Source organism: Psychrobacillus sp. BL-248-WT-3 (genome assembly GCF_012843435.1).
GTDB lineage: Bacteria > Bacillota > Bacilli > Bacillales_A > Planococcaceae > Psychrobacillus.
Genome location: NZ_JABAFC010000003.1, coordinates 139,582 through 157,276, shown reverse-complemented (window position 1 = coordinate 157,276; position 17,695 = coordinate 139,582). Strand labels below are relative to the sequence as shown.

15 protein-coding genes are annotated in these 17,695 nt (G+C 37.7%); all 15 read right to left on the bottom strand.

The window, feature by feature from the left end:
- Positions 1–141 precede the first annotated feature (141 nt).
- Positions 142–576 carry a YlbF/YmcA family competence regulator gene (locus HF876_RS03495; protein WP_169358661.1) on the bottom strand — a complete coding sequence of 145 codons (435 nt, stop codon included), beginning with the start codon at positions 574–576 and terminating at the stop codon, positions 142–144.
- Positions 576–2,123, bottom strand: coding sequence for a tRNA (N6-isopentenyl adenosine(37)-C2)-methylthiotransferase MiaB (miaB, locus tag HF876_RS03490; protein ID WP_169358660.1), 1,548 nt, complete (start codon positions 2,121–2,123; stop codon positions 576–578). Before miaB ends, HF876_RS03495 begins: the two co-directional genes overlap by 1 nt.
- A gap of 951 nt (positions 2,124–3,074) precedes the next feature.
- Entirely contained in the window at positions 3,075–3,941 is an 867-nt protein-coding gene (locus HF876_RS03485; RefSeq protein WP_169358659.1) for a 2-oxoacid:ferredoxin oxidoreductase subunit beta, read from the bottom strand.
- A complete protein-coding gene (locus tag HF876_RS03480; protein WP_169358658.1) occupies positions 3,928–5,682 on the bottom strand; it encodes a 2-oxoacid:acceptor oxidoreductase subunit alpha in 1,755 nt (584 codons plus the stop codon). The genes HF876_RS03485 and HF876_RS03480 overlap by 14 nt, the downstream gene beginning before the upstream one ends.
- Positions 5,683–5,933: 251 nt before the next feature.
- On the bottom strand, positions 5,934–6,200 hold the full coding sequence (locus HF876_RS03475) for a stage V sporulation protein S (RefSeq protein WP_169358657.1): 267 nt from the start codon (positions 6,198–6,200) through the stop codon (positions 5,934–5,936).
- Positions 6,201–6,286: 86 nt separating this feature from the next.
- The gene (locus tag HF876_RS03470; RefSeq protein WP_169358656.1) at positions 6,287–7,084 is read right to left on the bottom strand and encodes a TIGR00282 family metallophosphoesterase; all 798 of its coding nucleotides are present in this window, start codon (positions 7,082–7,084) and stop codon (positions 6,287–6,289) included.
- 78 nt (positions 7,085–7,162) lie between these two features.
- Positions 7,163–8,722, bottom strand: coding sequence for a ribonuclease Y (gene rny, locus HF876_RS03465; RefSeq protein WP_169358655.1), 1,560 nt, complete (start codon positions 8,720–8,722; stop codon positions 7,163–7,165).
- A 575-nt stretch (positions 8,723–9,297) separates the two neighbouring features.
- Positions 9,298–10,362 carry a recombinase RecA gene (gene recA, locus HF876_RS03460; protein ID WP_277347068.1) on the bottom strand — a complete coding sequence of 355 codons (1,065 nt, stop codon included), beginning with the start codon at positions 10,360–10,362 and terminating at the stop codon, positions 9,298–9,300.
- Between the two features lie 172 nt (positions 10,363–10,534).
- The gene (locus HF876_RS03455; protein WP_169358654.1) at positions 10,535–11,791 is read right to left on the bottom strand and encodes a competence/damage-inducible protein A; all 1,257 of its coding nucleotides are present in this window, start codon (positions 11,789–11,791) and stop codon (positions 10,535–10,537) included.
- 15 nt (positions 11,792–11,806) lie between these two features.
- Positions 11,807–12,385: a CDP-diacylglycerol--glycerol-3-phosphate 3-phosphatidyltransferase gene (gene pgsA / locus HF876_RS03450; protein WP_169358719.1), complete on the bottom strand. Its 579-nt coding sequence runs from the start codon at positions 12,383–12,385 to the stop codon at positions 11,807–11,809.
- Between the two features lie 56 nt (positions 12,386–12,441).
- Positions 12,442–13,296: a helix-turn-helix domain-containing protein gene (locus tag HF876_RS03445; RefSeq protein ID WP_169358653.1), complete on the bottom strand. Its 855-nt coding sequence runs from the start codon at positions 13,294–13,296 to the stop codon at positions 12,442–12,444.
- A 17-nt stretch (positions 13,297–13,313) separates the two neighbouring features.
- On the bottom strand, positions 13,314–14,120 hold the full coding sequence (locus HF876_RS03440) for a DUF3388 domain-containing protein (protein WP_169358718.1): 807 nt from the start codon (positions 14,118–14,120) through the stop codon (positions 13,314–13,316).
- A gap of 119 nt (positions 14,121–14,239) precedes the next feature.
- Complete coding sequence (gene ymfI, locus HF876_RS03435; RefSeq protein WP_169358652.1) at positions 14,240–14,971, bottom strand: elongation factor P 5-aminopentanone reductase; 732 nt, start codon at positions 14,969–14,971, stop codon at positions 14,240–14,242.
- Positions 14,964–16,268, bottom strand: a complete 1,305-nt coding sequence (gene yfmH / locus HF876_RS03430; RefSeq protein ID WP_169358651.1) for an EF-P 5-aminopentanol modification-associated protein YfmH — start codon at positions 16,266–16,268, stop codon at positions 14,964–14,966. Before yfmH ends, ymfI begins: the two co-directional genes overlap by 8 nt.
- Positions 16,261–17,538, bottom strand: coding sequence for an EF-P 5-aminopentanol modification-associated protein YfmF (yfmF, locus tag HF876_RS03425; RefSeq protein ID WP_169358650.1), 1,278 nt, complete (start codon positions 17,536–17,538; stop codon positions 16,261–16,263). The genes yfmH and yfmF overlap by 8 nt, the downstream gene beginning before the upstream one ends.
- Between the last annotated feature and the right edge of the window lie 157 nt (positions 17,539–17,695).

Genomic DNA, 17,695 nt, shown 5'->3' with positions numbered 1-17,695 from the left:
ATTAATTAAGTAAATTCCGTTAATTTGCAGAAAAGTAGCGAGCGTTAATTCCAGAGATTTCAATAGACAATAAGAATTTTGTCCAAATAAAAAAACATACATTGTATCGTGTAGATACAGTGTATGTTTTGTCGTTTATCATTATGAACAGCTATCGTAAGTAGTGTTTTTAACCTTAGAACCAGTTTCTCCTCTAAGAAGATCACCTTCGGTAGATTCAATAATTTGGTTAGTAACATTGTTTGAGATTGAATTAGCAACTAGCTGTAACAGACTATTTACATCACCTTGAGATTGCTTAAATTCTTGAACAATTGGAATACTGTCGATTTCTTCTTCGATTGCAGCAATTTTACCTTCAATCATCTTCAATGCTTTTTCTTTTCCAAGATGCTGGAAGTTAACTGCTTGTTTTTGTAAGCTCTTTAAGCTAGCAATTTTCTCGCGTACGGATTGATTTTCATTAATTTGTGCTTCTGCACGTTTAAAGAAGTCAACTTCTTCCGTGTTTGCAATCATAGTAGCTATTTCTCTAGCCTTCTCAATAATATCGTCTCTAGTGTATTTAGTAGTCATTATATACCCACCTTTTCTTCAATTGTTTCTTCTACTAGTTCACCAGTAAGTGACCATGTTTTTGCATTTGTAATTTTAACTTGAACAAGCTTCCCGATAATATCTTTAGGTCCAACAAAATTCACTAGTTTGCTTTTTCGGGTATATCCAGCAAGTACATCAGGGTTATTTTTACTTTCCCCTTCTACCAATACCTCCACAATATCACCTTCAAGCTTTTTCATTGCCTCTGCAGACATTTCGTTTACTAGTGCATTTAAACGTTGAAGTCTTTCCTTCTTCACTTCCATTGGCACGTTATCAATCATTTTAGCTGCTGGAGTACCTTCACGTGGAGAATAAATATAAGTGTATGCAATTTCAAATCCTACCTCTTTATAAAGAGATAGTGTTTCCTCAAATTGTTCGTCCGTTTCATTAGGGAAACCAACAATAATGTCGGTTGACAATGAGGCATTCGGAATAGCTGTTTTAATCTTTCTTACTAGCTCTAAATAATGTTCTCTTGTATATTTACGAGCCATAATTTTTAGAATATCAGATGATCCTGACTGAACTGGTAAATGAATATGCTCTACCAAGTTGCCACCCTTTGCTAAAACTTCGATTAAATGGTCATCAAAATCTCTAGGATGACTAGTCATAAAACGAATTCTCGCTACATCAATTTTATTTAAATCATCCATTAAGTCACCAAAACGATAATCTAAGTCAGTAAAGTCTTTTCCATAAGCGTTTACATTCTGACCAAGAAGTGTAATTTCCTTATAGCCTTGAGCTGCAAGGTGGCGAATTTCTTGAATAATATCCTCTGGTCGACGGCTACGCTCTTTACCTCGTGTATATGGCACGATGCAATATGTACAGAACTTATCACAGCCATACATAATGTTAACCCAGGCTTTAATAGACCCCTTACGCACTCGCGGAAGGTTCTCTATTACATCCCCTTCTTTAGACCATACTTCAATAACCATCTCTTTTGATAGGTACGCCTCATTAAGAATGTTAGGTAGACGGTGAATATTGTGTGTACCAAAAATCATATCTACTTGATCGTACGTTTTCAAAATTTTCTTTACTACGGATTCTTCCTGGGACATACATCCACATACACCGATTAGCAAATCAGGATTATTTCTTCTTAAATGCTTTAAATGACCAAGTTCACCAAATACTTTGTTCTCCGCGTTTTCACGAATAGCACAAGTATTTAAAAGGATGACATTCGCATCTTCCACTGTATTAGTTGGCTCATATCCCAACTGCATGAAAATCCCAGCCATTACTTCTGTGTCATGTTCATTCATTTGACATCCATAGGTACGTATATAAAATTTACGATTTTGTCCCATCCCTTTGAATTCATCTGCAATTGAAAAGTCGTTGTGATAAGCCACTTCTTCTTTCCCACGTTTTTTTGCATCTTTTAAGGACGGGGGAGTGTAAACTGCTTGAAAATATTTGCTATAATCTTTCTCCACGTTTTTCTCGGGAGAAGTAGTTTCTTTTATTTGAGTACTTTGTAAACGTGATTCCTCGTTCATAAGAACTCCCCTTTCTTTCATTCGCCAAAATCCGAATATCCATCCTATTATACTGAATAGTGCTCCATTGCTACAAGGCATTAAGCTTAAAATTTCTTATTTAGACAAAATATGTGCGGTTTTTTGGTTTATATAGTGCACTTAATGGGAATTAGATAAGATTGTGATTTGAATAATAGAGGTTGTTCTGCTGGGATTCCCTTGTTTTAGGGGGTCCTTTTTTAAGTTGTAATGGTGGTTTAGGAGAAACTTCTGGTATGGCGGTTTGGTGAGTTTCTGGTTATGGGTGGTTTGTTGGAGTTTATGGGGCACTTGTCCATGCTTTATGGGCTGCTTTCAACTTGTTATGGGACACTTTACTATTACTTATGGGCGGTTTCTTTGTTTATGGGCGGTTTACTGTGATTTATGGGACACTTGTCTATGCTTTATGGGCGGTTTTCAACTTGTTATGGGACACTTTGCTATTACTTATGGGCGGTTTCTTTGTTTATGGGCGGTTTACTGTGATTTATGGGACACTTGTCCATACTTTATGGGCGGTTCTCAACTTGTTATGGGACACTTTGCTATTACTTATGGGCGGTTTCACTCGCTTAGGTGCACTTTCCTATCCTTTAGGTGACACTTCCACATACTTTACGTGCTCTTCTCACCCCTTTAGGTGCGGCTCCACACTATTAATGTGCAACTCTCTCGTTTAGGTGCGCTTTCCTATCCTTTAGGTGACACTTCCATATACTTTACGTGCACTTCTCAACCCTTTAGGTGCGGCTCCACACTATTTAGGTGCAACTCTCTCGCTTAGGTGCGCTCCTACCCCCTACAAGTGCACCTCCCAACATTTACGTGCAACCATCCACACATCCTTAGCAGAGATTCTACTCTTAATTATCCCTATAAACACAAAAAAGCTCATGAACGATAATCGTTCATGAGCTTAGTATTCATTTACATAAAATCTTTTAACAATGCATCAAACTCTTTTTCACTCATCTTCAAGTTTTGATCAACAAGCGGTGTTGGAGCATATCCAGGTACTTGATCCTGGTAAGAAGGTGCATTTTCATCCTGATAGATGATTCCAGTTACTAGTCCTTCATTTTCCATTACTACTCGCATTGCTTCCTCACGATTAGTGGAGTCGTAGCCTTCCACATTAGATAGCTTCGTTAAATTCTCTTTGAACCAGTCATATGTGTTTACTTTGTTATAAGTGACACATGGGCTGAACACGTTAATAAATGAGAAGCCTTTATGCTGAATTCCTGCTTCAATAATTGCAGTTAATTCTTTAATATCTGAAGAGAAGCCCTGTGCGACAAATGTAGCCCCAGAAGTCAGTGCCAGCTCCAGTGGTTTAACGGAAGGTTCTATTGCTCCACCTGGAGTAGACTTCGTTTTAAAGCCTTCTGCTGAACGTGGAGATGTTTGTCCTTTAGTCAATCCATAAATCTGGTTGTCCATTACTACATAGGTCAAATCAATATTACGGCGAATTGAGTGGATTGTGTGTCCCATACCAATGGCAAACCCATCTCCGTCACCACCAGATGCGATTACGTGTAAATCCTTATTAGCCATTTTTAAACCTTGTGCAATTGGTAAAGCTCTGCCGTGGATACCATGGAAGCCATAAGAATGGATATAGCCAGAAATACGTCCAGAACATCCGATACCAGAGATGACTGCTAAATCATGCGGCTGGATGCCTACGTTTGCTGCTGCACGCTGTATTGCTGCTTGCACAGAAAAGTCACCACATCCTGGGCACCAGTTTGGTTTTACATTGTTACGAAAATCTTTAAATGTTACCATCTGTTAGCATCTCCTTCACTTGTTTTGCAAGACTTAATGGCAGGAATGGAGTGCCATCATATTTCAATACACTCACTATTTTGTCATGACCGCCGACGTTCATTTTAATAATGTTTGCCAATTGTCCTGTTGCATTGTTTTCTACCACTACTACTTTTTTAGCTTTAGCTACTAGCGGCTGCATTTGTTCGGTTGGGAATGGGTGAATTAAGCGAATATGTGCATGGTTCACTTTCACTCCATTGTCATTTAGTGTTTGTTGTAGTTCTTCTAGTACTCCGCGAGTAGAATTGAATCCTACAAATAATATATCTGCTTCTTCATGAGGAGCGTTAACGTACACTGGCTCATCGAAGTTAACAAACTTTAATTTTTTCATACGCTTGTCCATTTGAGCTTGACGGTTTAATGCGGCTTCAGAAGGTTTGCCAGTTTCATCATGCTCTACACCTGTTACATGGTGAATTGCATGCTTCATACCTGGTAATACACGTGGTGAAATACCATCTTCGGTTACTTCGTATCGTTTGAAATAACTTTTATCTTCTGTTTCTGGAAGCTCTTCGTTGTCCATTAAACGACCACGACGGATTTCTATTTTCGAATAATCAAATGGCTCCACTGTTTGCTTACCAAGTGATAGCTGTAAGTCCGAAAGAATAATGACAGGTAGCTGCAATTCTTCAGCAATATTAAAAGCTTGGATTGTATCGTAGAACGCTTCTTCTCCAGTACTTGGTGCAATGACCACCTTTGGAATTTCCCCATGCGTACCGTAGATCATTTGCATTAAATCAGACTGCTCTTGTTTGGTCGGTAATCCTGTAGATGGACCCCCACGCTGTGTGTCGACAATTACTAATGGTTGCTCGGTCATCCCGGACAATCCGATTGCTTCCATCATTAGAGACAGGCCAGGCCCTGCAGACGCTGTAAATGCACGTACACCACCGTAGTTAGAACCAATTGCCATTGTTGCTGCAGCAATTTCATCTTCTGTTTGAATGACTGCTCCTCCAAATAGAGGTAGCTTTTTAATCATATACTCCATTATTTCAGAAGCTGGAGTAATTGGATAAGCTGCCATAAAGCGTACGCCTGCAGTTAATGCGCCCATAGCTATTGCATCATTACCAATCATGAATAAACGCTGTTTGCCGTCAGCTGGAGCTATTTCCCACTCTCCAAGACGGTCCCCAAGCTGCTCAGCCATCGTGTCATATCCTTGTTGAATCGCCTGCATATTTTTTTCTACAACTTCTTCACCTTTTTTACCAAAGATTTCATCAACGACTCCTTGGAAAACGGCTTTGTCTAGGTTTAATAAAGCAGACGTAGCTCCAATTGCCACCATGTTCTTCATGAGAGAGGTTCCAAGGCTAGAAGCAATCTCTGTAAAAGGTACGATATACATTGGTGCTAAACAGTCCTCTGGTGCCTCTGGTGAAAATTTAGCATCTGCTAGTATGATACTTTTTTCTGTAAGCTCTTTATAATTGACTTCAATCGTTTCTTGATCAAATGCCACTAAAATATCTAAGTTATCTGGAATGGTACGTACTTGAGTAGGACGCACACAAATTTTATTATTAGTATGTCCGCCTTTAATTCGAGAAGAGAAATGACGGTATCCATATAAGTAGTACCCAAGGCGATTCATAGCCATAGAGAATATTTCGCCTGTACTCTCAATACCCTCTCCTTGCTGCCCTCCTACTTTCCAAGAAAGCTGTTGCAACATATAAACATCTCCTTACTGTTCTCTTTAAATGCTTTTTTCCTTCATTAGTTTATCACGAAGTAGCGATATACACTATGTATTACCTGTACTTTTATGGAATTTCAGACCTTTGACGGAACCCCTCCGTCACGATTTATTCAAAAAAGTATGGAAACGCAAATTATAAGCCGCTACTAAAGACAGTAGCGGCTTTTTGTGAAACTTTATATAGAGTACCAAGCCTTTTGTGAAGAAAGCCTTGCTGCTATATATTATTTTGATTTCTTTTCTACCAATAATTTCAAAGCAGTTCGATCTTCACCAGAAATAATAATATCTGTGAACGCCGGTGAGCAAGTTAGGTCTGTTCCACTAGGAGCAACAAATCCTCTTGCAATAGCAATAGCTTTTATAGCTTGGTTTAATGCTCCTGCGCCTACTGCCTGCATTTCTGCGTAACCTTGTTCTCTTATAACTGCAACTAATGCACCAGCAACTGAATTGGGGTTTGAACGAGAAGATACTTTTAAAGAATCCACTATCATTTCTCCTTTTATCGCTATATTTATGAACTTGCTTTCGTTCATAAACTAACTTATGCTCGGAAGAAATTTTTTAGACTTTTTTATGCTTCAAATGGATAATCTTCGTTAATATATATTCTCTCTTGATGTGTCGCTTTACCAGTTTGGTTATCCACCTCTACGAAAAATCCACTTAGCACCGAACGACCGCTCTTCGGTACTTCAAAGCGAGTTGGCATATTTGTTTGGAAACGGTATAGTACGTCCTCTTTTTTCATCCCTAATACTTCATCATAAGGACCTGTCATTCCGACATCTGTAATATAAGCAGTGCCGCCAGGAAGAATACGAGAATCCGCTGTTTGTACATGCGTATGAGTTCCTACTACAACAGAGGCCTTGCCGTCTAAATGCCATCCAAAGGCAATTTTTTCACTTGTCGCTTCTGCATGAAAGTCTACAAATACAATTGGGGATAGCTGCTTAGCTTCTTCAACCATTTCAGTTGCCATTTTAAATGGATCATCGTGTGGCGGTAAGAATGTTCTACCATGCATATTGATGACAGAAATAGTGTGGCCGTTTTTCGTTACAGAGGTCATTCCTTTACCCGGAGCGTCTTCTGAAAAATTGGCAGGACGAATTAAATAATCTGTATCATCGATGAAGTCCATAATTTCTTTTTGATCCCATGTATGGTTTCCCATCGTCACTACGTCTACTCCCATATGTAAAAGAGAGTTAAATATAGTTTTCGTAATGCCTCTACCAGCAGCTGCATTCTCCCCATTGGCAATTACAACATCTGGCATATATTTTCTTTTTAGTCTTGGTAAGTAGCTTTCCAAGGTATCTCTACCAATTGATCCAACAATATCACCGATAAATAGTATTTTCATTTTTACAATAACGTCCTTTCACGAAAAAAAGGCTTCATTTCGAAGCCTTTTGTTTTCAATGTTATGATTGCTTTTACTTTATTTTGCGTATTCTACGGCTCTAGTTTCTCTGATTACAGTTACTTTTATGTGACCAGGATAATCGAGCTCTTCTTCAATTCGCTTACGGATGTCTCTTGCCAAGCGATGAGCCGTAATGTCATCGATTTGATCAGGACGAACCATAATGCGGATTTCTCTACCCGCTTGAATAGCAAAGGATTTTTCAACACCTTCATAGGATTCTGAAATTTCCTCTAGTTTTTCAAGGCGGCGAATGTAATTTTCTAATGTTTCACTTCTTGCACCAGGTCTAGCTGCAGATAAAGCATCTGCTGCTGCTACTAATACGGCAATGACAGAAGTAGCTTCTGTATCTCCGTGATGGGAAGCAATACTATTAATTACTACCGGATGTTCTTTATACTTTCTTGCAAGTTCTACACCTATTTCAACGTGACTTCCTTCCACTTCATGGTCAATTGCTTTTCCGATGTCGTGTAATAAGCCTGCACGTCTAGCAAGTGTTACGTCTTCTCCAAGCTCTGCAGCTAAGAGACCAGCTAAATAGGCAACTTCAGTAGAATGTTTTAATACGTTTTGACCATAACTTGTACGGTATCTTAAACGGCCTAAAATCTTCATCAAATCTGGATGTAGGTTATGAACACCTATATCAAAAGTAGTTTGTTCGCCAATTTCGCGAATTTGTTCATCTACTTCTCTTCTAGACTTCTCTACCATTTCTTCAATTCGAGCAGGATGGATACGTCCATCTTGCACTAATTTTTCAAGGGCTAATCGAGCAGTCTCTCTTCTAATCGGATCGAACCCGGAAAGAATTACAGCCTCTGGTGTGTCGTCAATGATAAGATCGATACCAGTCAATGTTTCGAGTGTACGAATGTTTCGTCCTTCACGTCCGATAATTCGTCCTTTCATCTCGTCATTCGGTAAGTTTACAACCGAAACGGTAGTTTCCGCAACGTGATCTGCTGCAAACCTTTGTAAAGCAAGTGAAAGTATTTCTCTCGATTTCTTGTCAGCCTCTTCTTTGGCTCTTGTTTCAGATTCTTTAGTCATCACAGCAATATCAGTAGCCAATTCATTTTCTACCTCTTGAAGAATGATAGTTTTTGCTTCTTCACGAGTAAGAGTAGAAATACGTTGTAGCTCTGTTTGTTGCTCTTCAACTAGTTCATCCACTTTACTTTCCTTTTGTTCGATATGCTGTTGTCTTTGTGTTAGAGCATCTTCTTTACGCTCAAGACTTACTTCTCTCTTGTTTAGAGCATCATCTTTACGATCTAGATTCTCTTCTCTTTGTAATAACCGATTTTCCTGTTTTTGCAGTTCCATGCGGCGTTCTCGGATGTCAGATTCAGCTTCATTTCGTAATTGGTGAGTTTCATCTTTGGCCTCTAAAAGTGCTTCTTTCTTTAATGCTTCTGCCTCTCGCTTTGCTTCCTCTATAATGAGTACAGAAGATTGTTTTGCACCAGTCACTTTTGAATCATTCACTTTTTTCAGATAACCGTAACCAACAGCGCCACCGATAATAAGACCAAGCAAAGCGGAGATGATAATTTCCCATGTCATTTCGAACACCCCCTCTTGCTATACTTTTAAGTTTCAGTCGGCACATATATGCTAATTGAATGCATATTTGTACTGCTTTTTAGTCATTTAATAAAGAAATTATACAATTTTAATTGTATAGATGTAGAAATACTCTGTCAAGGAAACGGAAGAATATTATTAGTTTTAGAGAGAGGATATCTATTACTTTAGGTATTGCCTAAATAATATGATTTCATAATTCCTATTTGAAACAATTTCATATTTTCTTTTATTATGTAAAACCACAAGGAACAATCAATAAAAAAATCATGATATTTATCTGCTCAGCAAAGAAATTATAATTAGTTTCAGCTCTGGTTGTCCTTTTCTGAAGAATGATCAATGTTCATTCAACCGACTAGATTCATTGCCTGTCGTTTCAACGAACGCTTTTAATAGGTAAAGCTTCTAATTTTGAATTTAGATCATTCACAACTACTAAAGTTCAAGTAAAATGGACTTTGTGATAAGTTTAAACTACAAAAAATATTAGAAATAGATTTTAAAAAAAGATACCAAGAGAGAGTCTCTTGATATCTTTTTAACTTTAACTATTATTCATCTTCTAAAAGTAGCTCGAACTCGCCATCTTCGTCCTCTGGCTCATGCGCTGCAATAACAAGTGCACCAGCAGACATACCTAGAGATTGACGGATTTTTAATGCCACTTCTTCTTTAATAGCAGGGTTTTCTTTCAAGAATTGCTTAGCGTTTTCTCGCCCTTGGCCAATACGTTCTTCATTGTAAGCATACCAAGAACCACTTTTTTGGATAATATCGTATTCAGAACCTATATCAACGATTTCTCCTTCTTGAGAGATTCCTTCTCCGTACATAATATCTACTTCTGCAGTTTTAAATGGTGGAGCAACTTTGTTTTTTACTACTTTAATTTTCGTTTTGTTACCCATAATGTCTGTACCTTGTTTAATAGCTTCAGCACGTCTTACTTCTAAGCGGACAGAGCTGTAGAATTTAAGTGCACGACCACCAGGCGTTACCTCCGGGTTACCAAACATTACTCCAACTTTTTCACGAATTTGGTTAATAAAGATTGCTATAGTGTTAGATTTGTTAATAACTCCTGATAGCTTACGTAATGCTTGAGACATTAAGCGAGCTTGAAGACCAATATGAGAGTCTCCCATTTCTCCTTCTATCTCCGCTTTTGGTACTAATGCTGCAACAGAGTCGATAACAATGATTTCAACCGCACCACTGCGGACTAGAGCTTCTGCGATTTCAAGGGCTTGCTCTCCAGTGTCGGGTTGAGATAATAATAATTCATCTATGTTAACGCCTAGTTTTTGTGCATATACAGGGTCCAACGCATGCTCTGCATCAATAAATGCCGCTTGCCCACCTGTTTTTTGTATTTCTGCAATAGCGTGAAGCGCTACAGTTGTTTTACCTGAGCTCTCTGGGCCATAAATTTCAATAATACGACCTCTTGGATATCCGCCTATTCCAAGTGCTGCATCAAGAGCTAGGGAACCACTTGAAGAGGTAGAGATTTCACGGTCTGTTTTCTCTCCTAATTTCATTACGGAACCTTTACCAAATTGTTTCTCTATTTGTTTTAAAGCCATTTCTAACGCTGCTTTACGATCATTAGCCAAATGTATTTCCTCCTAGAAACTATCATTTTTTTTACTATCTTTAGTATACTCGGTCTTTGAGAAATTTACAAGAAAAAAGCGAACATCTATTCGTTTATTTTTTAACACTATTAGATTTTGATAGGAAAAAACAGCACAAAATGATAATTTGAGCCGTTTTCCTTTGTTAAAATTAAATTTTCGATAATCCTTCTTCTCTTAAAAGTCGAATCAAATAATGGATAGTAAACTTAACTGTTCTTAAACGATTTGTGTTTCTCATACCGGATAGATTCAATTTATAAGAAATTGGGGCGACGTCTCCATACGCTATTCCAATCCACACCGTTCCTGCCGGTTGATCTCCGTGTCCATCTGGCCCAGCTGCTCCAGTAATACCTATACCTATCGTTGTTTCAAACTTTTCTTTGACTCGACTAGCCATTTCTTCTGCAACCTGACTAGAAACGACGCTATGTTCATCAATCGTTTCTCTCTTAACACCAAGCTGATTGATTTTCACTTCTTCCGTATAGGTGATAATGCCACCTACAAGTGCTACGCCCATTCCTGGGACTGCCGCCAACTCCGATTGAAAAAGTCCAGCAGTCATACTTTCTGCAGCAGAAATTGTTAGCTCATTGTCAATTAGTATATCTCTAAGCTTGGAGGCTAACGATTCGTTATTATATCCATACACATATTTGCCCACGCGGTTTAAGATTTCAGCTTGTAGCTTTTCAATCCTTTTCCAAGCTTCTTCCTCCGTATCTGCTTTCGCAGTAAGTCGTAAGGTTACCTCGCCGTCAGAAGCTAGCGGCGCAAGGGTCGGATTTGTTTGATTGTCCAATAAATCCTGGACCTCATTCTCCAACTCTGCTTCGCCAATACCATAAAAGCGAATGACATGGGACATAATTACATTTTCTTTGTAAAGCAGTTTAGGTAACAGCGGCTTAGCCTCAAATTGGAACATCGGCTCTAATTCTTTTGGAGGGCCAGGCAATAACATATATGTATGTTTCTCTGTGGAAAGCAGCATCCCCGGAGCCATCCCATGCTTGTTTTCAAGGACAGTACAGCCGTCTAAAACTAATGCTTGTTTTTTATTGTTCTCCGTCATTACTTTTCCAGCTCTTTTAAAGAAATCCTCAATATAAATGATTGCATGATCATCTAATACAAGATTTTTGTTAAGGTGTTTAGAAATTGTTTCTTTAGTAAGATCGTCTTTAGTAGGTCCTAAACCTCCTGAAAAAATAATGAGGTCAGCTCGATTTTCTGCGATTTTTATGGCTTCTAACAAACGATTAGGATTGTCTCCAACTACTGTGTGGTAATACACATCGATCCCTAACTCTGCCAGCTGGGAGGATATATATCTTGCGTTCGTATTGGAAATTTGCCCTAACAATAATTCTGATCCTACCGCAATAATCTCTGCTTTCATCCCAAAACTTCCTTCCTATTTTGAGTCAAGTAACACTTTGCGATTCAAATAGAAATAATCAAATCCCGACCATAAAGTAAAGAATAGACAAACGTATAGCATGATCATATCAAATGGGAAATTGAACATTTCAAAAAATACATTTCCTAAAAGTAATGATGAAATCGCGATAATTTGTGTCCACATTTTTATTTTACCGAGTTGGTTTGCTGCAACTACCTCTCCTGTATTCGCTAATATTAAGCGTAAACCAGTCACTGCAAATTCACGGCTGATAATTAATATAACTACCCACGCTGGTGCAACTCCAAACTGCACTAATATAATTAATGCTGCTGAAACTAGCAATTTGTCCGCTAGAGGATCTAAAAACTTACCCATATTGGTTACTAAATTATATTTACGAGCATAATAACCATCGATAAAATCAGTAATAGAGGCGATAATAAAAATAATAGCTCCAATTAGGTGATTTACTGGAATAGTTGCGCCTAAAAAACTAGCTTCCCCCCAGTTAAAATCAATTAGCATAAAAATCATAAATACTGGAATCAAAAATATGCGGAACATAGAAATTTGGTTTGGTATATTCATTTTCATCAAAAAATACTCCTTTCATATTTCAAACAAAATAGCCATCTAATCGATGACTATTTGCTGAATTTTATAACTAAATTTTGAGGACTCTTATCTGTTGGGAATTCCACTAGCTCATCATTAATAAAGACTTGCGTAACTGGAACGTTACCCACTCTCACGCGAATTTGATCCGTTGTAGTTACATCTAGCTCATATGGCGTTCCAGTGTTAACCCAGCTATCATATAAAGTTTTGTTTGCTTGGTCTTTTAAGTTTAACCATGTCTTGTCGCTGCTAGCCATTAACTTTAGCTGATAAGTTTCTGCACCAGATACAGTATATGTTGAAGTTTCCCCTTGAGTCCCCTCTAATGCGAAAGCTAGTTTAGGCACTGGTTCTTCTTCAATTTCTTCTTCCACAGCTTCTTCCTCTTCTTCATTATCTGTAGCTGTTTGATCCGAAGGTGGAGGAGTGATATCCATTGTCACTGGTTCTTCTGTTTCTACTGCAGGTGACTCTTCCGTCTCTGGAGAGTTCTGTCTAAGTGTCCATACAATCACAATTATCGCCACAACAAACAATGCCACTATAATCATCGGCATAATTTCCATAAATCTGTTCGATGCTCGGCCACCCAAAGTTCTTCTAGACGGTGTTGCAGGGATAGTTTTTGCAACATCCTCATTTGTAGGACTTGGAAGCTCTGATTTGTATGTCTCTAAAAGCTCATCCCCATTTAAGCCAACTGCCTCTGCGTATTGCTTGATAAAAGCTCGCACATAAAAAGCACCAGGAATTGTAGAATAATTCCCTTCCTCAATGTTAGCTAAATACCTTTTTTGGATTTTTGTTATTTCTTGCAAATCCTCGATACTATATCCTTTTGCTGTTCTCGCTTCTTTTAAACGAGTACCAAGTTCAGTCAATTAAAACACCTACTTCGTTAAAAATTAAATTCACCGAATCCGCCAAATCCACCCATGCCTTTGTCGGTCATCGCATGATTTTTTTCCATCATTTCGTACGTAATTTCTTCCTCTGGACTATGACGAAGCTCAATTATATAGTCAAAATCCTCTATAGAATATTCGGAATGCTTGATGAACATATCTGGGTGCTCCACTACTTTAATAGTAGGCATTCTCATCATTTCCCTAACAAGTTGTAGATGCTTTTCATCATTTGACTTTCTTGTAACAATTCCATCCAGAATAAAGATATTGCGATCGCTGAATTCATCCCCAGCGAGTTGATTTCTAATCGTTTGCTTAATCATTGTGGAAGAAAGGAAAATCCACTTTTTGTTCGCACAAACACTTGCTGCAACTACAGATTCTGTTTTCCCTACTCTAGGCATACCTCTGATACCGATTAGCTTATGTCCTTCCTGTTTAAAGATCTCAGCCATGAAATCTACTAGTAGACCAAGCTCATCTCTTACGAATCGAAAAGTCTTTCTGTCATCAGCATCTCTTTGTATGTATCTTCCGTGACGCACAGCTAAACGATCTCTTAGCTTCGGCTCACGAAACTTAGTTAAATGAATTGTTTCCATTGTGGAAATGATATGTTCAAAGCGTTCAATATTTTCTTTTTTTTCAGCTTTAATGAGCATACCACGTCTACCCTCATCTACTCCATTAATAGTGACTATATTTACTCGCAGCATACCCAATAGAGAAGAAATGTCTCCTAAAAGTCCAGGACGATTTACTTGAATTTCGTATTCAAAAAACCATTCACTTGCCATCATGTATTCCTCCCTTTATAGAATGACGTTCTCAATGCATTAATAGTTCTATCATATATGATTTTATAACCGAATAAAAGGGAAAAAGAAAAGAGAGTTAACTTCCCCCTTTTCTTTTCCTAAATATACCAACCACCATTAACTCGAATGACCTGACCAGTAATATAATATGCATGCTCACTTGCTAAAAAAACAACCACATTGGCTACATCCTGAGGTTTGCCAAATATACCTGCAGGAATCTCTTCTAATATAAACTCTCGAGATTCATCATCTAAATGAGCGTTCATTTTTGTATCGATAAAACCTGGTGCGACGACATTAACGTTTGTCTTTTGCATGGCAACCTCTTTCGCATAGGCTTTCACAAACGCATGCTGAGCCCCTTTAGCAGCAGAATAGGCTGCCTCATAGGAAGCACCTGTTTCTCCCCATATAGAGCCAATAAAGATAATAGAGCTATGCTCATGCTTTCGTAGCTTAGACGCTAATCTTCCCGCTAAAAACATTGGATGCTCTACATGTACTTGAAAGAGATGTCGTATTTCTTCCAAAGAGGTCTCTTCTATACCTTTATAAAGACTTTGGCCTTGGGCAAAGACTATCGATTGAAGAGAGTAAATAGAATTCACAATGACTTCAATTGCTCTTGTATCTAATAGGTCTGCTTGAATAGGTATGAATTCCTGTTGTGGATAGGCAAGATCTAGGGCAACTATAAGTTCATCCACCTTCTCTTTGTTACTCGCAAAATGAAGGTACAGGGACCATCCAGCCTCCGCCATACTTAGGCTAGTAGCAATCCCTATTTCTCCAGACGCCCCTACCACTAGAGCAAACTTTTTAGCCATTATCTGTTTCCTTCGAAGGAATAATCTTAAATACAGTTTGTGTATTCTCATCCTTAAAGGCTTCAAATGCCTTCTTGACTTGTTCCACACCTAAGTTCTCTAAGGCTGGTACTACATCAAATAAATTCATATCGTTAAACTTATAACGAGTAAATTGGTTTGCAATATATTCAATTGAATTTAAAGAACGTAAGAAATGACCAATTTTCTTTCTAGTAATTCGTTTCATGTCCTCTTCTTCTAATGTCCAATTTGTTGCAAATTTAGTAATAGTTTCTTTGATCTTCTGACCAAGCTCTTCTGGATTTCCTGTATCGGAGCCTATCATCGCAAAACCGTAGCCTTCTTCCATAGAGAAGTCTGCACTATAGGATTCATCGATCAACCCTTTTTCATAGACCTCTTGGAAAAACGAGGATGTTCTACCGAATATCAGTTCAACAGCCACTTGCATAGCCAACTCATAATTTAACATTTCTTTACCGGTAATATTAACATTGTTCGATTTAATGCCATATAAAAGCTTAGACTTTTGAACGTCCATTTTTAATGTTCGTTCTTTTTTATCTACTTGTGGCTGCTCTTCTGGGTAAAAACGAACAATTTCCTCTGGAGCCTTAAATTCTTTTTTAGCCTGATTTTCTTTTACAAAGTCCATCATTTCTTTAGGATCTACTGCCCCAACAACGAACAACACCATATTCGAAGGGTGGTAAAACGTGTTATAGCATTCGTAAAGATGCTCAGCTGTAATATGACTAATAGACTCTATTGTGCCCGCGATATCAATTTTCACAGGATGTTCTTTGTACATATTTTCAATCGTACCAAAGTATAACCTCCAGTCCGGCTGGTCGTCATACATGGTAATTTCTTGCCCAATAATACCCTTTTCCTTTTCAACAGTTTGTTCTGTGAAATATGGCTCCTGTACAAAATTAAGAAGAGTATTAGTGTTTTCTAATATATTATCTGTTGAGGAGAATAAATAAGAAGTTCTTGTAAATGACGTGAATGCATTGGCAGAAGCCCCATTTTCACTGAACTTCTGGAAAACATCTCCTTCTTCTTTTTCAAACATTTTATGCTCTAGAAAATGGGCGATTCCGTCTGGTACTGTAACAGGCTCTTTTTTACCTAGAGGAATAAATTCTCGGTCAATAGAACCGTATTTTGTAGTGAAGGTTACATATGTTTTGGAAAAGTCTTTTTTAGGCAAAATATAGACATTTAATCCATTGGAAAGTTCTTCGTGATATAGTGTTTCTTCTAGCTGTTCAAAGTAAGTTTCATTCATTGTCTGCACCGTCCTTACCAGATAAGAAATAGACAAATTCCTTTTCGATATTTAAAGCCATTTCTTGAATTTGCTCCTTCGTGACATCTTCCCATTTAGCGGTCCAGTTTTTCACTGTAAAGGATTCATCGAGTTCTTTATATTGATCGTAAATTTCTATTTGTCCTCTAGCAGAATCCAAAGATTCCTTAAGCTGGTTTTTAAGCATGGATTTTGTCTGATTGATCTCTAAATCAGATATATTTCCTTCTTGCATTTCCTTTAGCTGTTCGTCTATTAATGCAACAGCTTTTTCCTGTAGGTTGGCATCAATTCCCGCAAATACAAAAATGCGACCATAAAGGGAGGAAAAGCTACTTGAGGCATAGTATGCCATACTTTCTTTTTCACGAACATTCATGAAAATCTTAGAATGGGCAAAGCCACCAAGAATACCATTAGTAATTTGCATAATTGGGAATTCATTAGAGTAAAACGTGACTGGAGTTTGATAAGAGATATGTAATTTCCCTTGCTTCATGTCCTGTTTTTCATGTAAAAACTCGTTGTCGTTTGTTGAAACAGCACTTTCTGTTTCTTTTGGAATGTCTGCAGAACGAGCTTCAAACGGGAAAAATTCACTAATTTTAGCTTTCATTTCCTCTACATCTACATCACCTACAATATAGATAGATAATGGTTCTTTTGTAAGCAGGTTTTGATGCATTTCTAATAACTGTTCGTTTGTTACTGCCTTCACTGTTTCCACCGTACCATTAGCGCTAATAGAAGCAGGATGATCGGGTAAAATATTTTCTAATAATCGTTGCTGTGCATAACGAGTTTTATCATCGTACATCGACTGAATACGTTCTATCACTTGTTCTTTTTCTCGCTTCACAACCGATTCAACAAATTTTCCATTTTCTAAGTTAGGTTGGAAAAGCACTGTTTGTAATAATGAAAGTACTTCATCTACCACAGTTTCATTAGATAAATAAGCATCGTTAACTGTTTCGGCATTTAAAGAAAAAATATGATTTAAACCCTTTTTAGATGTGTCAAAATATAATACCGCTCCGAATAATTCATCTAAACGTTTTCTAAAAGATGCATATGTTGGATATTTGGCATTGCTATATTGCAGTACATTGGAAAGTACCGCTCTTACTGCAGCAGACTCTACAGTTAATGGTTGCTTCCATTTAAAGGAAATATTAATGGTTTTAAATTGTTCTGTAGGTCTTATATAAAGCTGGACACCTTTGGCTAATTCAAAATGTTGAAACATGAAAAGAATTCCCCCTTTTTCTTTCTAGTGTTACTCATATACCTTTTCACTATACATCTTCTAATTATATCAATACAAACAAAAGGGACCAAACTTAATTGGTCCCTTTTTAATCGCTATATTTTTTATTATTAATTGGTAAATTCTAAGCAAAAAT